12 protein-coding genes and 2 pseudogenes are annotated in these 17,536 nt (G+C 70.1%); 3 read left to right on the forward strand and 11 right to left on the reverse strand.

Features of this window, described 5'->3' with window-relative positions; all coding sequences use genetic code 11:
* Positions 1 to 142 precede the first annotated feature (142 nt).
* A complete protein-coding gene (locus tag SSOG_RS21100) occupies positions 143 to 679 on the reverse strand; it encodes a type III secretion system chaperone family protein (RefSeq protein ID WP_009716265.1) in 537 nt (178 codons plus the stop codon).
* 102 nt (positions 680 to 781) lie between these two features.
* The gene (clpB, locus tag SSOG_RS21105) at positions 782 to 3,376 is read right to left on the reverse strand and encodes an ATP-dependent chaperone ClpB (protein WP_009716267.1); all 2,595 of its coding nucleotides are present in this window, start codon (positions 3,374 to 3,376) and stop codon (positions 782 to 784) included.
* A 122-nt stretch (positions 3,377 to 3,498) separates the two neighbouring features.
* On the opposite strand from clpB, the gene SSOG_RS21110 reads away from it, so the two are divergent.
* Entirely contained in the window at positions 3,499 to 3,909 is a 411-nt protein-coding gene (locus tag SSOG_RS21110; protein WP_039938239.1) for a pyridoxamine 5'-phosphate oxidase family protein, read from the forward strand.
* Between the two features lie 12 nt (positions 3,910 to 3,921).
* Here SSOG_RS21110 and proP read toward each other — a convergent pair whose 3' ends face one another.
* The 8 genes and pseudogenes from proP to dnaK all read right to left on the reverse strand — a co-directional run bounded on the left by proP (position 3,922) and on the right by dnaK (position 11,335).
* Entirely contained in the window at positions 3,922 to 5,439 is a 1,518-nt protein-coding gene (proP, locus tag SSOG_RS21115; RefSeq protein WP_009716268.1) for a glycine betaine/L-proline transporter ProP, read from the reverse strand.
* Positions 5,440 to 5,600: 161 nt separating this feature from the next.
* Complete coding sequence (locus SSOG_RS21120; RefSeq protein WP_009716269.1) at positions 5,601 to 5,972, reverse strand: cupin domain-containing protein; 372 nt, start codon at positions 5,970 to 5,972, stop codon at positions 5,601 to 5,603.
* Positions 5,973 to 6,311: 339 nt separating this feature from the next.
* Positions 6,312 to 6,584 carry a hypothetical protein gene (locus SSOG_RS21125; protein WP_009716270.1) on the reverse strand — a complete coding sequence of 91 codons (273 nt, stop codon included), beginning with the start codon at positions 6,582 to 6,584 and terminating at the stop codon, positions 6,312 to 6,314.
* A 74-nt stretch (positions 6,585 to 6,658) separates the two neighbouring features.
* Positions 6,659 to 7,009, reverse strand: coding sequence for a Uma2 family endonuclease (locus tag SSOG_RS21130; RefSeq protein WP_050799918.1), 351 nt, complete (start codon positions 7,007 to 7,009; stop codon positions 6,659 to 6,661).
* A 64-nt stretch (positions 7,010 to 7,073) separates the two neighbouring features.
* Positions 7,074 to 7,559, reverse strand: a complete 486-nt coding sequence (locus SSOG_RS21135; RefSeq protein ID WP_009716272.1) for a heat shock protein transcriptional repressor HspR — start codon at positions 7,557 to 7,559, stop codon at positions 7,074 to 7,076.
* A 4-nt stretch (positions 7,560 to 7,563) separates the two neighbouring features.
* Positions 7,564 to 8,751, reverse strand: a complete 1,188-nt coding sequence (gene dnaJ / locus SSOG_RS21140; RefSeq protein ID WP_009716273.1) for a molecular chaperone DnaJ — start codon at positions 8,749 to 8,751, stop codon at positions 7,564 to 7,566.
* A gap of 54 nt (positions 8,752 to 8,805) precedes the next feature.
* Positions 8,806 to 9,465, reverse strand: coding sequence for a nucleotide exchange factor GrpE (gene grpE / locus SSOG_RS21145; RefSeq protein WP_009716274.1), 660 nt, complete (start codon positions 9,463 to 9,465; stop codon positions 8,806 to 8,808).
* Positions 9,462 to 11,335: pseudogene (gene dnaK / locus SSOG_RS21150) on the reverse strand (molecular chaperone DnaK). The gene grpE and the pseudogene dnaK overlap by 4 nt, the downstream one beginning before the upstream one ends.
* A 272-nt stretch (positions 11,336 to 11,607) precedes the next feature.
* Between dnaK and SSOG_RS21155 the strand changes: the two are divergent.
* Positions 11,608 to 13,872, forward strand: coding sequence for a (Fe-S)-binding protein (locus SSOG_RS21155; protein ID WP_009716276.1), 2,265 nt, complete (start codon positions 11,608 to 11,610; stop codon positions 13,870 to 13,872).
* A gap of 68 nt (positions 13,873 to 13,940) precedes the next feature.
* Here the strand turns inward: SSOG_RS21155 and SSOG_RS21160 are convergent, their stop codons facing one another.
* Positions 13,941 to 16,838 (reverse strand): SpoIIE family protein phosphatase, encoded by a 2,898-nt coding sequence (locus SSOG_RS21160; RefSeq protein WP_245606340.1) that lies wholly within the window; start codon positions 16,836 to 16,838, stop codon positions 13,941 to 13,943.
* Positions 16,839 to 17,280: 442 nt separating this feature from the next.
* Here SSOG_RS21160 and SSOG_RS53765 point away from each other — a divergent pair.
* Positions 17,281 to 17,536: pseudogene (locus SSOG_RS53765) on the forward strand (VCBS repeat-containing protein); the annotation flags it as partial.

Genomic DNA, 17,536 nt, shown 5'->3' on the forward strand with positions numbered 1-17,536 from the left:
GTGGACATGGCAAGAGCCCGGCCGGGCGCCGTCGTCCTTGCGGGCGACGCGCCAACCGGGCTCTGCCGTCTGTTGCCTGTGGTGCCTTGTGCCTGCTGTGCCTCTTGCCTGTCGGTGCCTGTTCTCCGCCGACCGGGTCGGCTCAGACCTCGTCGTCGCCCGGCTTCTCGTCGTCGCCGGACTCGGCGTCGGTCTCCAGACCGAGCTGTTCGATCAGCCAGCGGTCGAACTCGATCGAAGCCCGCACCCAGCTGACCGTGCTGGATACGAAGTGCTCCAGGCTGACGCCGGTGCCGATCAGCATCTGCGCTTCGCCGATCAACCGGACCGTGCCGTCGTCATTGGTGTGGCTGTAGACCTTGGGCCACAGGGTGCGGCGGTTCCAGTCGTCGATCACCTCGAGCAGCTGCGGCTTCACTTCGATGCCGTGCGGCCGGTCGTAGAACGTCCGGACGGAGAAGACCTGCTGCTCCTCCTCACCACGGAACATGAAGTAGGTGCGGAACTGCTCCCACGGCGCCGCGAGGTCCCCCTCCTCGTCGACGACGTACTTCAGCTCCATCTGCTCCAGCAGCTGCTTGACCAGGTCCTGGTCGGGCAGCACGGGGCCGCTCGGACCCGCCGGTTCGGGCTCGGGCTGGCCCCCGAAATTCGGAATCGAGGACGGGTCGATGCTCACCGTGGATTTCCCTTCGTATGGATACCGCCATCCTCCCTCACATCGGCCCCCGCCGTGCAACCCCGGCCCGGCCTTTGCGCGATCAAGACGGAGCCGGGCGGCTCAGCGCGCCGGGCCCACCAGAAGGCCGTCCCCGGCCCGGTCGACGCGGACCGTGTCGCCGTCGCGCACCTCGCCGGAGAGGATCTCCCGGGCCAGCCGGTCGCCGATCGCGGTCTGCACCAGGCGGCGCAGCGGGCGCGCCCCGTACGCCGGGTCGTTGCCCTCCTCGGCGAGCCAGGCCAGCGCCTCCGGGGTGACCTCCAGGGTCAGCCGCCGCTCGGCGAGGCGCCGGGCGAGCGCGGCGATCTGGAGCTCGGCGATGCGGGCCAGCTCGTCCTGGCTGAGCGCGGAGAAGACCACCAGGTCGTCCAGCCGGTTCAGGAACTCCGGCTTGAAGGAGGTGCGCACCGTCTCCAGCACGCTCTGCTTCTTCTCCTCCTCGCCGAGCAGCGGGTCCATCAGGTACTGGCTGCCCAGGTTGGAGGTGAGGACCAGGATGGTGTTGCGGAAGTCCACCGTCCGGCCCTGGCCGTCGGTGAGCCGTCCGTCGTCCAGCACCTGGAGCAGGATGTCGAAGACCTCGGGGTGGGCCTTCTCCACCTCGTCCAGCAGCACCACGCTGTACGGGCGGCGGCGCACCGCCTCGGTGAGCTGGCCGCCCTCCTCGTAGCCGACGTAGCCGGGCGGGGCGCCGACCAGCCGGGCGACGCTGTGCTTCTCGCCGTACTCACTCATGTCGATGCGGACCATGGCCCGCTCGTCGTCGAAGAGGAAGTCGGCGAGCGCCTTGGCCAGCTCGGTCTTGCCGACGCCGGTGGGGCCGAGGAAGAGGAAAGAGCCGGTGGGCCGGTCCGGGTCGGCGATCCCGGCCCGGGTCCTGCGCACGGCGTCGGAGACGGCGCGGACGGCCTCGGTCTGGCCGATCAGCCGCCTGCCCAGCTCGTCCTCCATGCGCAGCAGCTTCTGGGTCTCGCCCTCCAGCAGCCTCCCCGCCGGGATGCCGGTCCAGGAAGCGACCACATCGGCCACGTCGTCCGGGCCGACCTCCTCCTTGACCATGGTGCCGCGGTCCTCCCGCTGCACCTCCTCCTCGGCCTCCGAGGCCTCGGCCAGCTCCCGCTCCAGGGCCGGGATCTCCCCGTACAGCAGCTTGGAGGCGGTGCCGAAGTCGCCGTCGCGCTGGGCGCGCTCGGCCTGGCCGCGCAGCTCGTCCAGCTTCTCCTTCAGCTCACCGACCCGGTTGAGGCCCTGCTTCTCCTTCTCCCAGCGGGCCGTCAGGCCCCGCAGCTCCTCCTCCTTGTCGGCGAGGTCGCGGCGCAGCTTCTCCAGCCGCAGCTTGCTGGCCTCGTCGGTCTCCTTGGCGAGCGCCATCTCCTCCATCTTCATCCGGTCGACGGAGCGCTGGAGCTCATCGATCTCGACCGGGGAGGAGTCGATCTCCATGCGGAGCCGGGAGGCGGCCTCGTCCACCAGGTCGATGGCCTTGTCGGGGAGGAAGCGGGAGGTGATGTACCGGTCGGAGAGGGTCGCGGCGGCCACCAGCGCGCCGTCCGCGATCTGCACCTTGTGGTGCGCCTCGTAACGGCCCTTGAGCCCGCGCAGGATCGCCACGGTGTCCTCGACGGTCGGCTCGGCGACCAGCACCTGCTGGAAGCGGCGCTCCAGCGCGGCGTCCTTCTCGATCCGCTCGCGGTACTCGTCCAGCGTGGTGGCGCCGACCATGCGCAGCTCGCCGCGGGCCAGCATCGGCTTGAGCATGTTGCCCGCGTCCATGGACGAGTCGCCGCCGGCGCCCGCGCCGACCACGGTGTGCAGCTCGTCGATGAAGGTGATGATCTGGCCGTCGCTGGACTTGATCTCGGCGAGGACGGTCTTCAGCCGCTCCTCGAACTCGCCGCGGTACTTCGCGCCCGCGACCATCGCGCCGAGGTCGAGCGCGACCAGCCGCTTGTCGCGCAGGCTCTCCGGCACATCGCCCTTGACGATGCGCTGGGCGAGCCCCTCCACCACGGCGGTCTTGCCGACGCCCGGGTCGCCGATCAGCACCGGGTTGTTCTTCGTACGCCGCGAGAGCACCTGCACCACGCGCCGGATCTCCTGGTCCCGGCCGATGACCGGGTCGAGCTTGCCCTCGCGCGCGGCGGCGGTGAAGTCGGTGCCGAACTTCTCCAGCGCCTTGTACGTGCCCTCCGGATCGGGAGTCGTCACCCGCTGTCCACCCCTGGCCTTCTCGAACGCGGCGAGCAGCGCCTTGGCGCTCGCCCCCTGCTGGTCGAGCAGCTCCCCGGCCTGACCGCCCTTGGCGGCGATGCCGATCAGAAGGTGCTCGGTGGAGATGTAATCGTCGCCGAGGTCCTTGGCGCGCTGCGCGGCGTCCACGAGGACGGCCTGCAGATCGCGGCTGGCCTGCGGCGGGGCCACGGTGGAGCCCTGCACGCTGGGCAGGGCGGCGAGCAGCCGCTCGGCCCCGTTCCGCACGAAGGCCGCGTCGGTGTCGACGGCGACCAGCAGATCCATGACGTTCTCGTTGTCCTGGCCCTGGATCAGGGCGAGCAGCAGATGGGCCGGGGTCAGATCGGCGTGCCCGGCCGACACCGCCCGGTCGTTGGCCGCGCTCAGCGCCGCCCGGCTCTTGTTGGTCAGCTCGGCGTCCACGTCCTGTGCTCCTCCTCATCGCGCGCGGCGGCCCACAATCCTGCCCTGCACAACATGCGTAAAGTTGAGTCTATTCCACTCAACTGTGTCACCGCCAGCGTTCTGGCCATAGGTTTCCGTCCATGGCCCTCGATCCTCGCAACCCGGACCCCGGGTACCTCGCCTTCTGGCGCGAACGCCACGTGTGCACCCTCACCACCCTCCGTCCCGACGGCACCCCGCATGTCGTCCCGGTCGGCGTCACCTACGACCCCGAAGCCGGGCTCGCCCGCATCATCGCCAGCGGCCACAGCCGCAAGGTCGCCCACGTCCGGGCGGCGAGCACGTCGGCGGACGGCGCGCGGGTCGCCGTCTGCCAGATGGCGGGCAAGCGGTGGGCCACCCTGGAAGGGACCGCACGGGTGCGCACCGAACCCGAGCTGATCGCCGATGCCGAACGCCGCTACGCGGAACGCTACGAGCGCGAGCCCCGCCCCAACCCGCACCGCGTGCTGATCGAGATCATGATCACCCGTGCGATGGGGCGCGCGTGAGGAGCCCTCGGCTCACTGCTGGTGGTGTCCCCAGGGGTGACGCACCCTGATCCAGATGTCGCGCGCCCTGCGCCCGGCCTCGGTGCGGCTCTCCGCCACCGCGGTACGGGCCTCCTCCTCGGTCTCCACCATCGGGCCCGAGCCGCGCAGCGGCTTCCCGGCCGTCTCGTACAGGCACAGCGCCGAGATCAGGCCCACCACCCCGGCCGCCATCAGGTAGTACGCGGGCACCAGCGGATCGCCCGTCGACTCGACCAGCGACGACGCGATCAGCGGCGTCGTCCCGCCGAACAGCGATACGGAGAGGTTGAACGAGATCGACAGCGCGCCGTAGCGCAGCCGGGTCGGGAACAGCGCCGGAAGCGTGGCGGCGCTCGTGCCCGCGAACGTGACCAGCAGCAGCCCCAGTATCAGACAGCCGATCGCGGGCAGCAGGATGCCGCCCATCTGGATCAGCAGGAACGCCGGGATCGCCAGCACGATCATGGCCCCGCTCCCGGCCATGAACATCGGCCGCCGCCCCCAGCGGTCGGAGGACCGCCCGACCACGGTGATCGTCAGCGCCACGACCATCATGGTGGCGAGCACCAGCAGCTGGGCGGTGGTGGCGTCCTCGCCGAGCGTGGAGGTCATGTACGTCGGCAGGTAGGACGTCACCATGTAGTTGGTGACGTTGTACAGCAGCACGAGACCCATGCAGATCAGCACGGCCTGCCAGTGCCGGGTGAAGATCTCCTTCAGCCGCCCCTTGCCGGACTGCCGCGCCTCCTCCACCGGCGCGGAGCCGCCGCCCGCCGCCGCGGCCTTCGCCGCCTCGGCCGCCCGTTCGGCCTCCTGCTGGAACGCCGGGCTCTCCTCCAGCCGCAGCCGCATGTACAGCCCGATCACCCCGAGCGGCCCGGCGACCAGGAACGGAATCCGCCAGCCCCACTCCACCATGCCGTCGTCCCCGAGCACGGCGGTGAGCACCGTGACCAGCCCGGAGCCGAGCGAATAGCCGACGAAGGTGCCGAAGTCGAGCCAGCTGCCCAGGAAGCCGCGCCGCCGGTCGGGCGCGAACTCCGCGATGTACGTGGTCGCCCCCGCGTACTCACCGCCGGTCGAGAAGCCCTGCACCACCCGGCACGCCAGCAGCGCCAGCGGCGCGGCGAAGCCGATCGAGCCGTAGCCGGGCAGCAGCCCCACCGCGAAGGTGCTGACCGCCATCATGATCATGGTGGTGGACAGCACCCGGCGCCGCCCGATGCGGTCCCCCAGCGGCCCGAAGACCAGCCCGCCGAGCGGACGCACCAAAAAGGCGACCGCGAAGGTGGCGAACGTCGACACCACCTGCGCGGCCGGGGAACTGGACGGAAAGAAGACCTTGCCGAGGGTGACCGCGACGTACGCGTAGACGCCGAAGTCGAACCACTCCATGGTGTTGCCGACCGCCGTCGCCGTGACCGCGCGCCGCAGCCGCGGCCGGTCGACGACGGTGACGTCCTCGTAAGCGAGCGACTTCTTGCGGCGGCGGAGCAGCGTCCGCAGCATGCGGTCGGTGCGTTCGCTGCCGCCGCCCCTGGCCGGGCGGCCGCCCTTGTGCGGTGGTGTGGAGCCGGTGCTCATCTCATCCCTGCCGACGGATCCGGGCTGCTACGCGTAACCGGCACCCACCGGACGAAACCCCGCGGACCGGCTCGTACCCCGTCGGATCAGGCTTCGCCCCGCTCCGCGCGTGCGTACACCTCGGCCATCTCACCGCCGGTGTCGTACACCACCACCTGCTCGTCGCCGACCACCCACGCGTCGTGCCCGGGCGGTATCACGAACACATCGCCGGGCCCCACCTCGGCCTCGGCACCGTCGTCCATGCGCAGCCGCATCCGCCCCTTCACCATGACCCCGGTGTGACGGACCTGGCAGCTCTCGGTCCCGGCCAGCGGCCGGACCGACTCCCGCCAGCGCCAGCCGGGCTCGAAGGTGCCGACGGCGAAGTCGAGCCCCGTCAGGTGCAGGGTCTCCAGATGACCACCGGGGAAGTCCCGCCGCTCATCCGGCTTGTCCAGCGTCTTGATCTCCATCATGGTGCGTACCTCCTCCCACACCTCCATGGTGCGCCTCGGGCCCGGCAAGAGCCTCGTCGTTCTCGCAAAGCCCTTGTGCGGCACGGCGCCCCAGTGGCATCCTGCAAGGCTTTGCTCACGCACGGAAACGGTTCTGGGGGGAACACCATGCCGACGTCGCCGACCGGCCAGCGCGGAAACCAGCACGACCCGCAGGTCGCTCAGCTGATGACAGTCCTAAGCGAGACGCAGGTCCGCGTGGAGCTGGACCGCATGCTGGAGCAGGCCGGCCCGCGTCCAAGGTCGTCTGGTGCGAGATCGGCGGGAAGCCGCCCGCCGCGTGGGCTTGAGGCAGTACGGTCACGGCACGGCGACGGCGACCCGGCGGAACTCGACCGACTCGATGGTGACGCCGGGGGCCGAGGCGCCCAGCAGCGGGGCGGCGGCGCGGGCCCGCTCCTCGTCCTCGAAGGTCAGGATCGACATGCCCCGGCCGTCCACGGGCTCCAGCCACTGGCCGGAGACGAACCCCGGCGCGGCGGTGAGCTTGGGCAAGATGTCGTTCATGAGCGCGGCTGCGGCCGCTGGGGCCTGGGCCGGGTCGATGGTCAGGGTGACGAGGACTGCGTGCATCGGGGTCTCCTGCGGTGGAATGCTCCGTTCAGCAGGTAGGACAGTCCAGCGGCCCGGAACTCATCGCGCACCGGTCACCCCTGGCGCGGGCCGGTGATCTCCTCCGTGATCGCGAAACCCTTCGCCGGGCCCTCCGGGATCTCCACCTCGGTACCGTACGGGACACGGGTCTCGGCCGCGTACGTCTGCTCGTCCGGAGAGGGCGAGGTAAGCAGGGTGACCGTGCCGCGCTGGTCGTGGTCGTCGATCAGGACATAGACGGGAATTCCGGCCCCGGCGTAGGCGCGGCGCTTGCGCGCCCGGTCGCGCTGCTGGTTCTCATGGCCGGGAGAGACCACTTCGACGACGAGCCTCACGGCAGAGGCGACGAAGCCGAGGCCGTCCTCGGTGAGGAACTCCTCCGCGTCCCCGGGTGCGACGCACACGGACGCGAGTGGCCCGGCGACCGAAGGTCGGTCGCCGGGCCGCTCGATCAGGTGAACGGAGACGCTAGTCCCTGCGCTTGGGCTTGGGACGCCAGACGACCAGGGCACTGCCCTGGTGGACGTCCTGGTAGGGGACCAGGTCACGGCGGTACGAGGCATGGACCTGGGCCTCGCGCTGCTGCATCGCGGCCGCCGCGCCCTCGACGGCCGACTGGAGCTCGGCGACGCGCGACTGGAGCGCGGTGACCTGGTTCTCCAGCTCGATGATGCGCTTGATCCCGGCGAGGTTGATGCCCTCGTCCTGCGACAGCTGCTGCACCTGGCGCAGCAGCTCGATGTCGCGCGCGGAGTAGCGCCGGCCGCGGCCGGGCGTACGGTCCGGGGAGACCAGGCCGAGACGGTCGTACTGACGCAAGGTCTGCGGATGCAGGCCGGAGAGCTGAGCGGCGACCGAGATGACGTACACCGGCGATTCGTCGGTCAGCTCGTACGGATTGCGGGACCGGCCGGGTCCCCTGCCTCCGAGGCCCCCTCGGCCGTGCGTCTCCATTGGGTCATGCTCCCTTCGCGGCCTGGAACAGCTCCGCCCGCGGGTCCTCGCCCGCGGTCGCCTCCCGGTAGGACTCCAGCGCCTCGCGAGCCTCGTCGCTGATGTCCTTCGGCACCGTGACCTCGACGGTGACCAGCAGGTCGCCGCGGGTGCCGTCCTTGCGCACCGCGCCCTTGCCGCGGGCGCGCATCGTCCGGCCGTTGGGCGTGCCGGCCGGCAGCTTCAGGGTGACCGGCGGCCCGCCCAGCGTCGGGACCTTGATCTCGCCGCCGAGCGCCGCCTCCGGAAGGGTGACCGGAACGGTGACGGTCAGGTTGTCGCCGCGGCGGCCGAAGACCGGATGCGGGTCCACATGGACGATGACGTAGAGGTCACCGGCCGGACCGCCGGTCTCGCCCGGGGCGCCCTTGCCGCGCAGCCGGATCCGCTGGCCGTCGCTGACGCCCGCGGGGATGCGGACCTGCATGGTGCGGGCGGAACGGGCCCGTCCACTGCCCTTGCAGGTCTCGCACGGGTCCTGCGCGATCAGACCGCGGCCCCGGCACTCCACGCACGGATCGGTGAGCGAGAAGCCGCCCCCGCCGCCCCGGCTGACCTGTCCGGTGCCGACGCAGGTCGGGCAGACCCGCGGGGTGCCGTTCTTGTCGCCGGTGCCGGAGCACGACTTGCACGGGGCCTGGCTGGACATCCGCAGCGGAACGGTGGCCCCTTCGACGGCCTCGGTGAAGCTGAGCGTCACCTCGGACTCGATGTCCTGGCCGCGCCGCGGCTGGGTCCGGGTGGGCCCGCCGCGGTTGAAGAGACCGCCGAACACGTCGCCGAGCCCGCCGCCGAAGCCACCCGCGCCGCCCGCGCCACCGGGCCCGCCCTGGGCGCCCCCGAAGAGGTCGCCCAGGTCGAAGTTGAAGCTGCCGGTGGAGCCCGCCCCGCCCGGCCCGGGGCGGAAGCCCCCGTTGCCGAACAGGGAGCGGGCCTCGTCGTACTCCTTGCGCCGCTTGGGGTCGCCGAGGATGTCGTTCGCCTCGGAGATCTCCTTGAAGCGCTCCTCGGCCTTGGCGTCGCCCTTGTTGGCGTCCGGGTGGTACTCGCGGGCGAGCTTCCGGTACGCCTTCTTGATCTCCGCCTCGGTGGCGTCCTTGGGGACGCCGAGAACCTTGTAGTAGTCCTTCTCGACGAAGTCCTTGGTGCTCATCCCCGACGTCCCTCCTCTCCTGATATTCCTGCTGTTCCCGCAGTCACCGTCGCGTCAGCCCTCTTCCGGGCCACCGCTCTCCTCGTCCGGCGCCGTGCCGTCGCCTTCGCCCGGGCCCTTGGGCGAGGCACCCGGCTGGGGCTCGGCGACCGCGACCCGCGCCGGGCGAATCGTTCGTTCGCCGATTCGATACCCCGGCTGGAGAATCTGCACGCACGTCGTCTCGGTGACGTCCGGCGCGTACGAGTGCATGAGCGCTTCGTGCACCAGCGGGTCGAAGGGCTCGCCCTCCTTGCCGAACTGCTGAAGGCCCAGCTTCGCCGCCACCGTCTCCAGCGATTCGGCGACGGACTTGAAGCCGCCGACGAGTTCGCCGTGCTCACGCGCCCGGCCGATGTCGTCGAGCACGGGAAGCAGCTCGGACAGGAGGTTCGCGACCGCGACCTCCTTGACCTGCACCCGGTCCCGCTCGACCCGGCGGCGGTAGTTCTGGTACTCGGCCTGAAGTCGCTGGAGGTCGGCCGTCCGCTCGTTGAGAGCGGTCCGCACCTGGTCCAGCTGCGCCTGAATGGCTACCTGCTCGAGGTCCCCGGCCGGGGCGCCCGGGCCCGCCTTGTCGGCGGACCCGGCGCCCTTCGCCACGTCGTCGGGGGTCTGCGCGGCTTCGGAGGGGACGTCGGGCTGCTCCTCGAAGCCCGGGGTCTCCTCCGTCACGCGGCACCACCCTGGCCCTTGTCGGCCTTCTCGTCGTCGACGATCTCGGCGTCCACCACGTCGTCGTCGGCCTTGGCCTGAGCGCCCTCGGCACCGGCGTCACCGGCGGCACCGGCCTCGCCCGCGCCCTCGGCGCCGGTGTTGGCGTACATGGCCTGGCCGAGCTTCTGGCTCACCGCGGCGACCTTCTCGGTCGCGGTGCGGATCTCGGCCGTGTCCTCGCCCTTGAGCTTCTCCTTGAGGTCGGTGACCGCTTCCTCGACCTCGGTCTTGACCTCGCCCGGGACCTTGTCCTCGTTGTCCTTGAGGAACTTCTCGGTCTGGTAGACGAGCTGCTCGGCCTGGTTGCGGGTCTCGGCGGCCTCGCGGCGCTTGTGGTCCTCCTCCGCGTACTGCTCGGCCTCGCGCATCATGCGGTCGATGTCGTCCTTCGGCAGCGCGGAGCCGCCCGGTGACGGTCATCTTCTGCTCCTTGCCGGTGCCCGAGGTCCTTCGCCGCGACGTGCATGATGCCGTTCGCGTCGATGTCGAAGGTGACCTCGATCTGCGGCACCCCGCGCGGGGCCGGCGGCAGGCCGGTCAGCTCGAACATTCCGAGCTTCTTGTTGTACGCGGCGATCTCGCGCTCGCCCTGGTAGACCTGGATCTGCACGGACGGCTGGTTGTCCTCGGCCGTGGTGAAGATCTCCGAGCGCTTGGTCGGAATGGTCGTGTTGCGCTCGATCAGCTTGGTCATGATGCCGCCCTTGGTCTCGATACCGAGGGACAGCGGGGTGACGTCCAGCAGCAGGACGTCCTTGACCTCACCCTTGAGCACACCGGCCTGGAGGGACGCGCCGATGGCGACGACCTCGTCCGGGTTGACGCCCTTGTTGGCGTCCTTGCCGCCGGTCAGCTCCTTGACGAGCTCGGCGACGGCGGGCATCCGGGTCGAGCCGCCGACCAGGACCACGTGGTCGATCTCGGACAGCGAGATGCCCGCGTCCTTGATGACGTTGTGGAACGGGGTCTTGCAGCGCTCCAGCAGGTCCGAGGTCAGCTGCTGGAACTGCGAGCGGCTGAGCTTCTCGTCCAGGTGCAGCGGGCCCTCGGCGGAGGCCGTGATGTAGGGCAGGTTGATGGTGGTCTCGGTCGAGCTCGACAGCTCGATCTTCGCCTTCTCAGCGGCCTCGCGGAGGCGCTGGAGAGCCATCTTGTCCTTGGACAGGTCCACGCCGTTGGCGTTGTTGAACTGCTTCACCAGGTAGTCGACGACGCGCTGGTCCCAGTCGTCACCACCGAGGTGGTTGTCACCGTTGGTGGCCTTGACCTCCACCACGCCGTCGCCGATCTCCAGCAGCGAGACGTCGAAGGTGCCGCCACCGAGGTCGAAGACCAGGATGGTCTGGTCGTCCTTCTCCAGCCCGTAGGCGAGCGCGGCGGCAGTAGGCTCGTTGACGATACGCAGGACGTTGAGGCCCGCGATCTCACCGGCTTCCTTGGTCGCCTGGCGCTCGGCGTCGTTGAAGTACGCCGGGACGGTGATGACCGCGTCCGCGACCTTCTCGCCCAGGTACGCCTCGGCATCCCGCTTCAGCTTCTGCAGGATGAAGGCGCTCATCTGCTGCGGGTTGAAGTCCTTGTTGTCGAGGTTGACCTTCCAGTCGGTGCCCATGTGGCGCTTGACCGACCGGATGGTCCTGTCGACGTTGGTCACCGCCTGGCGCTTGGCCACCTCGCCGACCAGTACCTCGCCGTTCTTCGCGAAGGCGACGACGGAAGGCGTGGTCCTGGCGCCCTCGGCGTTGGTGATGACGGTGGGCTCACCGCCTTCGAGAACACTGACGACGGAGTTCGTCGTACCCAGGTCGATGCCGACCGCACGTGCCATTTCAGGATCCTCCAGCTACAGCATTGAGTGGAACAGGCTCAAGCGTGCATGATCCGCTTTTCGCTGTCAACAGACATGAGTCGTCGCCGCTCAACTTTTATATGAGTCTTATGATCAAGAGAGCATTTCAGGAGGTCAGCGGGTGGGGGCCGGTGAGCGACGCAGATCACCGGCCGGTCGACTACATGGGTGTGCACCCGGCCGGGTAATCTCGGTAGGACAAAATAAGTTACTGCTTAGTAATTCCGCTCTCGCAGGTTCGAGGAGCCCTTATGCAACTCGCCGCGATCATCGTGTCGCTGGTCCTCATCGCGGTCGGCGTCGCCCTGTTCGGCCGTGCCATCCTGCAGATCTACCGCTTCGTGCGACTCGGTCAGCCCGTCCCCGCGGGCACCCGTACGGATGACCCCACAGGGCGCACGGTCACGGTGGTCAAGGAGTTCCTCGGCCACACCCGGATGAACCGCTGGGGCATCGTCGGGGTGGCGCACTGGTTCGTGGCCGTGGGCTTCTTCTCCCTGCTGCTGACGATCGTCAACGCCATCGGCCAGCTCTTCCAGGCCGACTGGCTGCTGCCGGTGATCGGCGACTGGCTGCCCTGGGAGATCTTCACCGAGGCCATCGGCCTGCTGACGACGCTCGGCATCCTCACCCTCATCGTCATCCGGCAGCTGAACCGGCCCGACGGCGCGGGCCGCAAGTCCCGCTTCGCGGGGTCCAACATCGGCCAGGCGTACTTCGTCGAGGCCGTCATCCTCATCGTCGGCATGTCGATCATGACGCTGCGGGCGCTGGAGGGCGTCCAGCACGGCGTCGACCACTACGAGATCGGCTTCTTCGCCTCGTACCCGCTGATCGCCGCCCTCAAGGGGCTGAGCCTGGGCACCATCCAGAACCTCACCTACCTCGTCGCCATGATCAAGATCGCGACGTCCTTCATCTGGATGATCGTGGTCTCCCTCAAGACCGACATGGGCGTGGCCTGGCACCGCTTCCTGGCCTTCCCGAACATCTGGTTCAAGCGCGAGGCCGACGGCGATGTGGCGCTCGGAGAGCTCCTGCCGATGGTCAGCGAGGGCAAGCCGATCGACTTCGAGGACCCGGACGAGGACGCCCAGTTCGGCGTCTCGCAGATCGAGCACTTCTCCTGGAAGGGCATCCTCGACTTCTCCACCTGCACCGAATGCGGCCGCTGCCAGTCGCAGTGCCCCGCCTGGAACACCGGCAAGCCGCTCTCGCCGAAGCTGCTGATCATGTCGCTGCGCGACCACGCGCACGCCAAGGCCCCGTACCTCCTCGCGGGCGGCGGCAAGGACGCCGAAGGCGAGGAGAAGGCGACCGAGGAGCAGCTGAAGGACGTGCCCGCGAGCGCGCTCGCGGAGGCCGAGCGTCCGCTGATCGGCACGCTGGAAGAAAATGGCGTCATCGACCCGGACGTCCTGTGGTCCTGCACCACCTGCGGTGCGTGCGTCGAGCAGTGCCCGGTCGACATCGAGCACATCGACCACATCGTCGACATGCGCCGCTACCAGGTCATGATCGAGTCGTCCTTCCCCAGCGAGGCCGGGACGATGCTGAAGAACCTGGAGAAGAAGGGCAACCCCTGGGGTCTGGCCAAGAAGCAGCGCCTGGCGTGGACCAAGGAGGTCGAGTTCGAGGTCCCGGTCGTCGGCAAGGACATCGAGGACCTGACCGAGGTCGACTACCTGTACTGGGTCGGCTGCGCCGGCGCCCTGGAGGACCGGGCCAAGAAGACCACCAAGGCCTTCGCGGAGCTGCTGCACATCGCGGGCGTCAAGTTCGCGATCATGGGCGGCGACGAGGCATGCACCGGCGACTCGGCCCGCCGCCTGGGCAACGAGTTCCTGTTCCAGCAGCTCGGTCAGCAGAACGTCGAGATGCTGAACATGGCCTTCGGCGAAGATGCTGACGAGGGCGTCGTGGTCGAGAAGGCGAAGAAGAAGATCGTCGCGACCTGCCCCCACTGCTTCAACACCATCGCGAACGAATACCCGCAGCTGGGCGGCCACTTCGAGGTCATCCACCACACCCAGCTGCTCCAGCACCTCATCGACGAGGGCAAGCTGATCCCGGTCACCCCGGTCGAGGGTCTGATCACCTACCACGACCCCTGCTACCTGGGCCGCCACAACAAGGTCTACACCCCGCCGCGCGAGATCATCGCCAAGGTGCCGGGCCTGCGGAACGAGGAGATGCACCGCCACAAGGAGCGCGGCTTCTGCTGTGGCGCGGGCGGCGCCCGCATGTGGATGGAAGAGCGGATCGGCAAGCGCATCAACAACGAGCGCGTCGACGAGGCCCTGTCGCTCAACCCCGACATCGTCTCGACCGCATGCCCGTTCTGCCTGGTCATGCTGACGGACTCCGTCAACGGCAAGAAGAACGACGGCAAGGTCAGCGAAGCACTCCAGGTCGTGGACGTCGCGCAGCTGCTGCTCGACTCGGTGAAGACCCCCGCCGAGCCCGAGGGCGACGGCGAGTCGTCCGAGACCCCGGAGCCCGCGCCGGTGAAGTGACCGGCTGAGCTACGAACCGAGGCCCGCCCGCGCATCGCGCAGGCGGGCCTCGTGCCGTACGTACGGCCTTACGGGCGCGGCTTGCCGTTCTTCGGCAGCGGCAGCGTCTGCTCCGTCCAGATGACCTTGCCCTCCGCCGTGTACCGGGTGCCCCACCGGTCGGCGAACTGCGAGACCAGGAACAGCCCGCGGCCGCCCTCGTCCGTCGTCGCCGCGTACCGCAGATGCGGTGAGGTGCTGCTGGTGTCGGACACCTCGCAGATCAGGCTGCGGTCGCACAGCAGCCGCACCCGGATCGGGCCGGTGGCGTAGCGGATCGCGTTGGTGATCAGCTCGCTGAGGATCAGCTCGGTCGTGAACGCCACGTCCCCCAGCTCCCACTCCGCGAGCTTCCGGGCCACCGCCGCCCGCATCTCGGAGACCTGGGCGGGGTCGGACGGCACCTCCCAGTCGGCGATCCGCCCCGGCTCCAGCACCCTCGTACGGGCGACGATCAGCGCGACGTCATCGCTGGGGCGCTCGGGCAGCAGCGCGCCCAGCACCGCCGTACAGGTCTCCTCCGGGGTGCGCCCGGGGTGGGCCAGGGCGTCGCCCAGCATCTCCATGCCCGTCTCGATGTCCCGGTCGCGCTTCTCGATCAGCCCGTCCGTGTACAGCACCAGATGGCTGCCCTCGGGCAGCTCCAGCTCGGCCGTCTCGAACGGCAGCCCGCCCAGGCCCAGCGGCGGGCCCACGGGCAGGTCCTTCAGCAGCTCCACCGTGCCGTCCGGGCTCACCACCGCGGGCGGCGGATGCCCGGCCCGGGCCATGGTGCAGCGGCGCGTCACCGGGTCGTAGATCGCGTACAGACAGGTGGCCCCGATGATCACCTCACCGCCGCCGTCCCCGTCCGCCACGGCGCTGTGGCCCTCGTCCTGGTCGATGCGGGCGATCAGATCGTCCAGATGGGACAGGATCTCGTCCGGTGGCAGATCGAGGGTGGAGAAGTTGTGCACCGCGGTCCGCAGCCGCCCCATCGTCGCCGCCGCGTGCAGCCCGTGCCCGACGACGTCGCCCACCACCAGCGCCACCCGCGCGCCCGGCAGCGGGATGACGTCGAACCAGTCGCCGCCGACGCCCGATTCGGCGGGCAGATAGCGGTACGCCACGTCCAGCGCGTTCTGCTCGGGCAGCACCCGCGGCAGCAGGCTGCGCTGGAGCGTCACCGCCATGGTGTGCTCGCGGGTGTACCGCCGGGCGTTGTCGATGCTGACGGCGGCCCGGGTGACCAGCTCCTCGGCGAGCGAGACGTCGTCCTCCTCGAACGGCTCGGGCTTCTCCGCGCGCATGAAGCTGGCCACGCCCAGCACCACGCCCCGGGCCCGCAGCGGGACCGTGATCATCGAGTGGATGCCGGAGTCGACGATCTTCTGGGCCTGGTCGGGATCCTGCTCCTGCCAGCCCCCGTGGTCGCTCAGCACCGGGACGACCGTGACAGCTCCGGTGCGGAACCCCTGGGCCTGGGGCGCGTTCGGGGTGAACCGGATCAGCTTGCCGAGCGGATAGAGCGGCACGTCGTCGCGGATGCCGCTGAGCGCCGTACGCCGCAGGGGCGTGGGGCGGCCGTCCACGCTCCCCCCGCCGCCCGTCGTACCGGCGGCGCCCTCCTGCGGCTCCTCGCCGCGCAGGACCGAGTCCGCGAGGTCGACGGAGACGTAGTCGGCGAACCGGGCCACCGCGTACTCCGCCAGCTCCTGCGCGGTGCGCACCACGTCCAGCGTGGTGCCGATGGACACGCCCGCGTCGTACAGCAGCTTCAGGCGGTTGCGCGCCAGGTCTACCTTGCCGGTCAGGGCGCGCAGCTCGGTGGTGTCGCGCAGGGTCGCGACGCTGCCGGGCGGGCCGCCGTTGCGGTCGGTGGGGCGGTGGCTGACCGACAGCAGCCGCTCCCCGGCCGTGTGCACCTCGTCGGTGGCCGGGCGCCCGGAGACCAGCAGCTCGGTCGTGTGCGGGTCGAAGCCCAGCTCGGCGACGAGACGGCCCTCCGCGTCCGGGGGCAGGGCGAAGAGACGGCGCGCCTCGTCGTTGGCCAGCACCAGGCGGCCGTCGCCGCTGACGATCAGCACGCCCTCCCGCACGGCGTGCAGCACCGCGTCATGGTGCTCGTACATGCGCGTCATCTCGGCCGGGTCCAGGCCGTGGGTCTGGCGCCGCAGCCGCCCGGTGACCAGCGCCGTCCCCACCGTGGCCAGCGAGAGCGCGGCCGCGGCGGCGAAGAACAGCAGCGGCAGCTGGTGGTTGGCCGCGCCGCTCACCTTCTTGATCGTGATTCCGGCCGAGACCAGGCCCACGACCTTCCCGCGCTGGTCGAGGACGGGGACGACGGACCGCACGGACAGGCCGAGCGTGCCGGTGAAGGTCTCGGTGACCGTCCGGCCCTTCACGGCGGCGTCGATGCTGCCCATGAAGTGCTTCCCGATGCGGTTCACATTGGGGTGGGTGTAGCGGATCCCGTGCGGCGACATGGCCACGACGAAGTCGACGCCCGAGCCCTTGCGGGCCCGCTCGGCGAGCGGCTGGAGCGCGGCGGTCGGATCGGCGCCGCGCATCGCGGCGGCCATGCCCGGGGCGTTCGCGAAGCTCTCGGCGACGGCCATCGAGCGGTTGCGGGCCTCGCGCTCGCTGTCGTACCGGGACTGGAGGACGAGAGCCACCACGGCGGCGACGACGAGCAGCAGCACGACGCCCAGCTGGAGGGCGAAGACCTGGCCCGCGACCGTACGCACACCGCGCGGCGGGCGGCGGCGCGGCCGTCGGCGCGGACGGCCCCGGAGGCCATGCCCCTCGTACCGCTCGTGCGGGTCCCGCGCCCGATCCGTCCGGCGTCCCTCGGCCTCGTACACCGTGGGGTCGTGCCCGTTCCGCTCGCGGGCATTCCGCTGCCGGCGGGGGCCCTGATGGCCGCGCTGATTCCGCCAGTCGGTCATGGTCCGGGCCAAGGGGACCCGTGATCGACCGAAAAGTCCGGCCATGTCGTTATTTCTAGCACCCTCACGCTGTGGCGGGCGAGCGGCATTCGCCGCTGCCGGCCGGCCACTCCCGTCCGACATCGCGCCTACACCCCGCTCGCACCCTCCATGGGTCTCGGTGCCTCACCCGTCACTGACGCATCGTGCGATACGCACATGGCTGCCCCCGTCGCCCGCTTCGAACATGTACCGATCCTGGCCGTGAAGTATCCCTTCTCACAACAAGGTTGTGGATCCCTGTGGATCCCCACAGGATCATGCCCCACCCATGGGTAGGTAAATGTCCTGGACGGCCCTTGTGCTCCAAAGGTCATCTTTACAGTCAAGCGGACTGATCACTCCCGGAACCTCCGGAACCTGCGGGTTGCCGCGACCGTGCCGCATGGGTTAGGGGTGACCGATGACGCCCGCGCCTCCCCCCACCCCCACAAGCCCCCCCGGCCGCGCCGCCCTCACGACCTTCGGGGTCTGGGCCGGGGTGCTCGCGCTGCTCACCGGATGCGGTGCGGGTGGCTCCGGCGACGGGCCACGGGAGGAGCGCGGGTCCCACGCGTCGGCGACCTCCGGCGGGGCCGGGTCCGCGACCGCCCCCGTCCCCCGCGGCAAGGGCAGCAAACTGCCCGACGACGTCAACGGCGACCGCTACCCGGACCTCC

Source organism: Streptomyces himastatinicus ATCC 53653 (genome assembly GCF_000158915.1).
Classification (GTDB): domain Bacteria; phylum Actinomycetota; class Actinomycetes; order Streptomycetales; family Streptomycetaceae; genus Streptomyces; species Streptomyces himastatinicus.